The following is a 6,134-nucleotide window of genomic DNA, read 5'->3' on the forward strand; positions in this document are numbered from 1 at the left end:
TCAACGACGAACCCGCCCTGTTCGAATCAGCCCGACCACCTGCTGCAGGTCGGTGAACACCGCGGTGCGGCGCGATCGTGAGGCCTCATAGTGGGTGACGACGGCGTCGTAGTCGGCGCCTAGCAAGGCGCGCACGGCGGGCGCGGCGGCGAACTTGTCGCGCACCCAGTTCAAGCGTTCGGCGTTGTAGGCTTGGCGTTCCTCGCCGGTTTTGGGCGGCACGATCGGCACGGTGATCAGCAGGCGGCCGCCGGGCGCCAGAGCGGCGGCGAAGCGCCGCAGCATCGTCACCCGATCGGGCTCGGGCAGGAACGGCAGCATGGAGTGCGAGAGGATCAGGTCATAGGTCGGCGTCGGCGACAGCTGGGTCAGGTCGACGACCTGGGTTGTGACGCTCAGGCCCGGCGGCGGCGTGATCAGGTCGATCACCGCCAGCGGCGCGGGGCAGCGATCCACAATGGTCAGGGACACGGGCCGGGCGGTCGTCAGTTCCGCGAAGCTCTGCAACTGGCCCGGGTCGCCGGCGCCGGCGATCAGCACCCGGTGCCCAGGCCGCACGAGGTCGTTCAACAGCCCTCGCAGCGGAACCTCGTCGGTATCGGGGCCGCGAATGACCTTCATGGCGCGCAGGGCGCCGCGGACCTGGTGATAGCCGCCGCAGTCGGTGCAGAGCGCCGCGCCCAGTCGCCAGCCTTCGCGCGCCTGGCCCATCAGGTCGTCAATCGCCAGACGTTCGTTCATTGTCCAAGCCTTTCAAGGCACCAGATCAGTCCACCGAGTCCGCAGGCCGCCGCCGCGGCGACGCGATAGCTCAGCTTGGCCCGGCTCGCCAGTGTGGCGAAGGCGAACAGCGCCGCCGCGATCGCGATATCGATCAGGGCCGCCAGGAACAGCATCGCGCCAAACAGGCCCAGAACCAGAAGGTCATAGCCTTCGAAGGCCTTGCGGGCCTGGCGACGGCCGCGCCAGAGGCGCCAGGCGCAGACGCCGGCCGCGCCCAGGCCGATGGCTGCGGCCAGGCTCGGCAGAGTCCGCGCGGTCAGCGGCGCCTTGGCCAGGTCCAGGATCGCCAGCAGCAGGAGGGTCGCCACCAGACCGATCGCCGCCGGCAGCCAGCGGGTCGGGGCGTCGGGCGCCTTGGGCGGCGCGACCGCGCGGGGCCGCGACCGGGACCACAGGGCGTAGGCCGCCACGCCCACCGCGATCAGCAGGATGCTGACCACGCCGGGCCGGGTGAAGGCCGACCAGCCCTGGATCATCATCGACCGCACGACGCCCGATTCCAGGGCGGGGGCCAGGATGAAGCCGAGCAGCAGCGGCGCGCGTGGCAGGTGGGCCGCCTTCAGGAGCAGGCCGATCACCGAGAACACCGCGATCATCGCCAGGGTCTCGGCCCCGGGGGCGGTCATCAAGGTGGCCGCCACCCCCGCCGCCAGGGCCATAGGCGCGACGGCCTCGCCCCGGATCGAGGCGAACCGGGCCATGGCCGGGGCCAGCAGGATACAGATCGGCGCGGCCAGCAGGTTGGAGCCGATATTGGTCAGGCCCATCAGATAGACGAAGCCCGGATTGGTATCGAGCATGCGCGGGCCGACCTCGACTCCGAGCACGCTGAAGGCCGCCAGCAGGATGCCCATGCCGGACGAGCTGGGCACGCCAAAGAACAGGGCGGGGGCCAGGGCTCCGCCCTCCTTGGCGTTGTTGGCCGCTTCCGGCGCGATGACCCCGGCGATCGCCCCCTCGCCATACGGCACGACCGAGGGCTCGGTCTGACGGGCGTGGCCATAGGCGATCCACACCGCGACGCTGGCGCCCAGGCCGGGCGCCATCCCGACCAGGGCGCCGAGCAGCGAGGTCCGCAGGAGTAGCCAGCGATGACTCAGGGTTTCAACAAACCCCGCCATCACCGCGCCCAGTCCGGCGCCGTCCTTGAGGCCGCGAGGCACGGAGGCGAAGCGCACCGCCAGCTCGGGAACCACGAAACAGGCCTTGACCACGGGGCGGGAATTGATCCCGTCCCACAGGGCCATCGTGCCGAAGGTGAAGCGGGGGTAGCCGCTGAAGGCGTCCAACCCGATGGCGGCGATGATCACCCCCAGACTGGCGACCATCAGCCGCGGCCATGCTGCCGCCCGACAGGGCCGAGATCGCCAGCAGGCCCATCAGCGACCATGGCGCCGTCTCGGGGGCCCCGAATGGCGCGCCGCGCCGAGGGCGACCGGCGCCAGGGTCAACACAGCAGGGCGCCGATGACCCCGCCGGACCGACGAGCCGAGGGTCGCCCCGATCGCCCGGGCGCTCTCGCCCTTCGGGTTGGCGTCGTCGATCACGTCGCGGCCTCGGTGGCCGAGGTGGGCACGCCGAGGAGGATGGCCGGCACAGAGCCGGAGGTGTGGACAACGAATGGAAGGCCACCAGGAACACCGCCCGGCGACCGGCCCCATGGTCACCGCCAGCGGGGTGACCAGCAGCAGTCCGACCGTCCATTGACGCCCGGGTCAGGCCGGCGACCAGGCCGGCCAGGGTGCCGACTTTCAGGGCCAGCAGCACTTGCCCGGGCGAGGCGGAAGCCGCCAGAAACTGAAAAAAGGCGCGCTCACGACGTCACGCGCAAGTCGCGCCGTCCTGGCAAGCCATGGCCCGGCCCATGCGGCCCCGACCCCGTTGGCGCCGGTCGACAGAAGCCGACTCAGGGTGGCGTTGACCGCGGGCCGGGGTCGGCTCCAGCAGAAATCCGGCCGCATTGGCTTCGGTGAAAGGCAGGATCCGCGATGACGGCCGCGAAGCGCTCTCGCCACTGGGCGACCAGGTCGGGCGGCGTGCCGGGCGGCAGGCCGACGATCCGACCTAACTGGGCGTGGGCGTTCATCAGGTCGATCAGGGGCTCGGCATCCGGGCCCTTGGCGAACCGATCGATCGTCGGGGCCTGGCTTCCCTTCTCGGCGCTCAGCCCAAGCACGGGCAGGCGGTTCATTCTCAGGATGATCTTCGAACCGGCCTGTTCCAGCGCAGGTTCCAGCCCGTCCAGCGTGCCGATCACGGCCTCGCCTTCGCCAGAAATAAGCGCCAGGTTTCGGGTTCCACCCCGGAAGCCCGGGACGATCCGGACATTGGCGTCGGTCAGATAGTCCAGGATCCTGCACTCATAATAGGACGATTGGGAGGTCGCCCCGCAGATGAGAATCAAGGGCTTGCGGCGGCCAATCAGGTCTTCGAAACGCTCGACCCCGCTGGCCTTGGTCACGATCAGCACCCGGCGATCATAGTTCAGGCTGCCGAGCCACTGGATCTTGTCCAGGCTGTCGGCCCCGCCCGAGTCGTGCAGCAACGCCCCATAGAGCAGGCCCGTCGACAGGAAGCCGATGGTCAGGCCGTTCGGCTTGGCGGCGACGAGCCTTTGGGACGCCATCTTGCCGTTGGCGCGCCCTTCATTGCTGACTTCCACCGGCTGCCCGAACTTCCTGGTGATGTGGCGCGCCAGGATGCGGGCGATCCGATCCGAGGCTGCGCCGGGCGTGGAGCCGATCAGGATGTGCAGGGGCTGCGACCGCGCGGGCGCGCAGCTTGCCGCGCTGGCGGAAAGCGCGCCGGCGGCAAAGGCTCTTCTCGTCAGCATGGCCCGTCTCCGGCGCGGTGGTCTTCAGAAGCGATAGCGAACCCCGAGGTAAAACTGGCGGCCGGTATGGGTGTATTCTTCCATGCTCAGTCGCTCGCGGGAAATCCACCTTTCGTCGAACACGTCGGTGAGGTTCAAGGCTTCGAGCGTCAAGGTGGCGCGCCTTGAAAGCTTGAAGGTCGCGGCGGCGTCCACGGTCAGGCTTTCCGCCTTGCCCCGCGCGTCGTTGCCGTTGCCGCCCGGCACCGAGCCGATATAGCTGTCCCGATAGGCCGCCGACACGCGCCCGCTCAGGGCGTCGCCTTCGTAGTAGAGCGTGGCGTTCCAGGAATGCGGCGATAGGCCCACCAGGGGCATGACGGTGACGCGCTGGGGCGTCGAGGCGGCGTCAGTGATGTAGGTGATCTCGGACTGGGCGTGGGTGTAGTTGGCGATCACCCCGAGCCGGTCGAAGGGCGCCGGCAGGAAGCTGAACGGCTTTTGCAGGCTGACCTCGTAACCCTTCAGTTCGCCGCCGGCCGTGTTTTCCAGCGTCGCGATCTGGAAGAGGGTGGCGGGGGTGTTGTTGTTGGTCAGCAAGCCGTTCGGAAAGCCGGTGGCGCTGTAAGGCAGCGTGACCGAAGAGGACTGGATGTAGGACCTCAGGTCCTTGAGGAACAGGCCGACAGACAGGATCGTCTCGGCGCCCGGGTACCATTCGAGGTTCAAGTCGAAGGTCGTGGCGCGGATGGGGTCCAGGTCCGGATTGCCGATCGTGATGCTGCGCGCGGTGTTGCTGATCGTGCCGCCCGGCGTGAGGTACGGCAGCTGCGGCCGCGACATTACCTTGGCGACGCTGAACCGGACCAGCAGGTCATCCCGCGGCTCGAGCACCAGGTTGAGGGCGGGCAGGACATCCTCGTAGGTGTGCGACAGGGTCACGAAGCTGGACTGAACAAAGCCGCCGGCGGTCATGTCGGTGCGGGCATAGCGAACGCCGACATCGCCGCGCAGGCGCATGTCGAGCACCTTCGTGTCGAAATCCAGCTGCAAGTAGCCGCTGACGTCCCTTTCGGTCACGTCGCGATTGGCGGCGCGCTGGTTGTCGATACTGACCCGGAAGTCGCCGTAGGCATTGACGCAATTGCAGTTGAGATCGAGCAGGGCAATGATCTTTTCGACATCCGGGGCCAGCCAGGTGCGCGGCGTGCCGGCCGGCATACCCAGATTGCGACCGATCGGATCCACCAGGTGCGAGACGTCGGCCAGACTGATGCCGGCCGGCAGGGCGACAGCGAGATCGCTGGTCCCATTGGTGGTGAAGCGCCGGCGTTCGCTGGTGGCGAAATCGTATTGCTTACCCAGCACCCCGGCCTTGAGCGTCAGGGCGTCATTGAGGGTGAAGTCGCCGTCCAGTCGGCCGCTGCGAAGGCGATTGGTCGTCTTGTTGGGTCGCATGCGCAGCAAGGACGGTTCGCCCTTCGCCTTGCTGGAACTGAAGACCCAGGACGCCGGGCTGGTGACGTCGAAGCCATAGGTGATGGCCGGCAAATTCTGATCGTGTGAGAAATCATAGCCATAGTTCGGGGTGTCGTAGCTTTCGAACGTCACCGTGGTCTGGACCGGATTGTCCTGGATCGACCGCGCGTCGCCATAGGCCGCCGTCAGCTTCAGCCGCTCGCCAAACCGGCGCTCGATCTCCAGCGACACCTGATTGAAGGTGCTGGAGAGCTCATCATACCGGCTCTCGGTGCGGACATCGACATTGTTGAAGGTGGCCGAGATCAGCTGGTTCTTGCCGTCGATGACGGCGTTGCTGACGTCGATCTTGTCGACGCCCTGCAGCGGGCGGGTCAGATAGGTTTCGAGATAGTCCTCGTGCCGCTCGCCGCCGACCTTGGCATAGAGGCCGGTCAGGGTGATCAGGGTCTGGTCGTCGGGACGAAACTGCAGCGCGGCGGTGGCGCCCAGGCGCTCCCACTCATACTGAAGGCGGGCATAGCGGGGGGTGCGGGCGTGCCAGGCGGCATTGACCGCGCTGTAGGTCCCCGCCGGCGTGTTGCACGGGCCGGGGCTGCGGAAACAGCCGCCGGCATTGGTCGGCACCGAGGGGTTTTCCCAGCGACCGGTGCCGGGGCCTTCTTCCAGGATCTCGCGGGCGCTGTAGGCCACCGAGACCAGGGCGCCGAGCCGGCCTTCGAACCAGGTGTCGCTGACCAGGGCGGTGGCGCGCGGGTCGAAGCTGCGCGACAGGTCATTGTAGCCGTACTGAACCCCGCCTGCCGCCGTCAGGCCGGGGTAGTCGAACGGCAGGGCACCGCGCAGGTCGACCGTGGCCCCCAGGGAGCCTTCCTCGGTCTCGGCCGCCTGGGACTTGCGCACGGTGACGCGATTGAACACAGTTTCGGAAGCGAACACCTGGAAGTCGAAAACCGCGTCCCCGATTGGCGCCGCACCGCCGCCGCCAAGGTCCTTGCCGCCTGTGGTGGCCAGGGCTTCAAGGCCATTGATCCGTACGCGGGTGAAATCTGGCGACAGC

General features: G+C 68.1%; 4 protein-coding genes. All 4 read right to left on the bottom strand.

What is annotated here, in order from left to right; all coding sequences use genetic code 11:
• Positions 1 to 741 carry a bifunctional 2-polyprenyl-6-hydroxyphenol methylase/3-demethylubiquinol 3-O-methyltransferase UbiG gene (locus CSW58_RS10935; protein WP_099447307.1) on the bottom strand — a complete coding sequence of 247 codons (741 nt, stop codon included), beginning with the start codon at positions 739 to 741 and terminating at the stop codon, positions 1 to 3.
• Positions 738 to 2,111 (bottom strand): tripartite tricarboxylate transporter permease, encoded by a 1,374-nt coding sequence (locus tag CSW58_RS10940; protein WP_099447308.1) that lies wholly within the window; start codon positions 2,109 to 2,111, stop codon positions 738 to 740. Before CSW58_RS10940 ends, CSW58_RS10935 begins: the two co-directional genes overlap by 4 nt.
• A gap of 578 nt (positions 2,112 to 2,689) precedes the next feature.
• Complete coding sequence (locus tag CSW58_RS10945) at positions 2,690 to 3,616, bottom strand: tripartite tricarboxylate transporter substrate binding protein (protein WP_099447309.1); 927 nt, start codon at positions 3,614 to 3,616, stop codon at positions 2,690 to 2,692.
• Positions 3,617 to 3,640: 24 nt separating this feature from the next.
• Positions 3,641 to 6,134 (bottom strand): TonB-dependent receptor (locus CSW58_RS10950; protein WP_099447310.1); only part of this gene is annotated, 2,494 nt, incomplete at its 5' end.

It is taken from the genome of Caulobacter sp. B11, from assembly GCF_002737765.1.
Lineage (GTDB): Bacteria > Pseudomonadota > Alphaproteobacteria > Caulobacterales > Caulobacteraceae > Caulobacter.

What these genes read in the sequence shown, in the direction of transcription:
- CSW58_RS10945 (WP_099447309.1), bottom strand. Translation starts at nt 3,616, where the DNA reads ATGCTGACGAGAAGAGCCTTTGCCGCCGGCGCGCTTTCCGCCAGCGCG.
- CSW58_RS10935 (WP_099447307.1), bottom strand. Translation starts at nt 741, where the DNA reads ATGAACGAACGTCTGGCGATTGACGACCTGATGGGCCAGGCGCGCGAA.
- CSW58_RS10940 (WP_099447308.1), bottom strand. Translation starts at nt 2,111, where the DNA reads ATGGTCGCCAGTCTGGGGGTGATCATCGCCGCCATCGGGTTGGACGCC.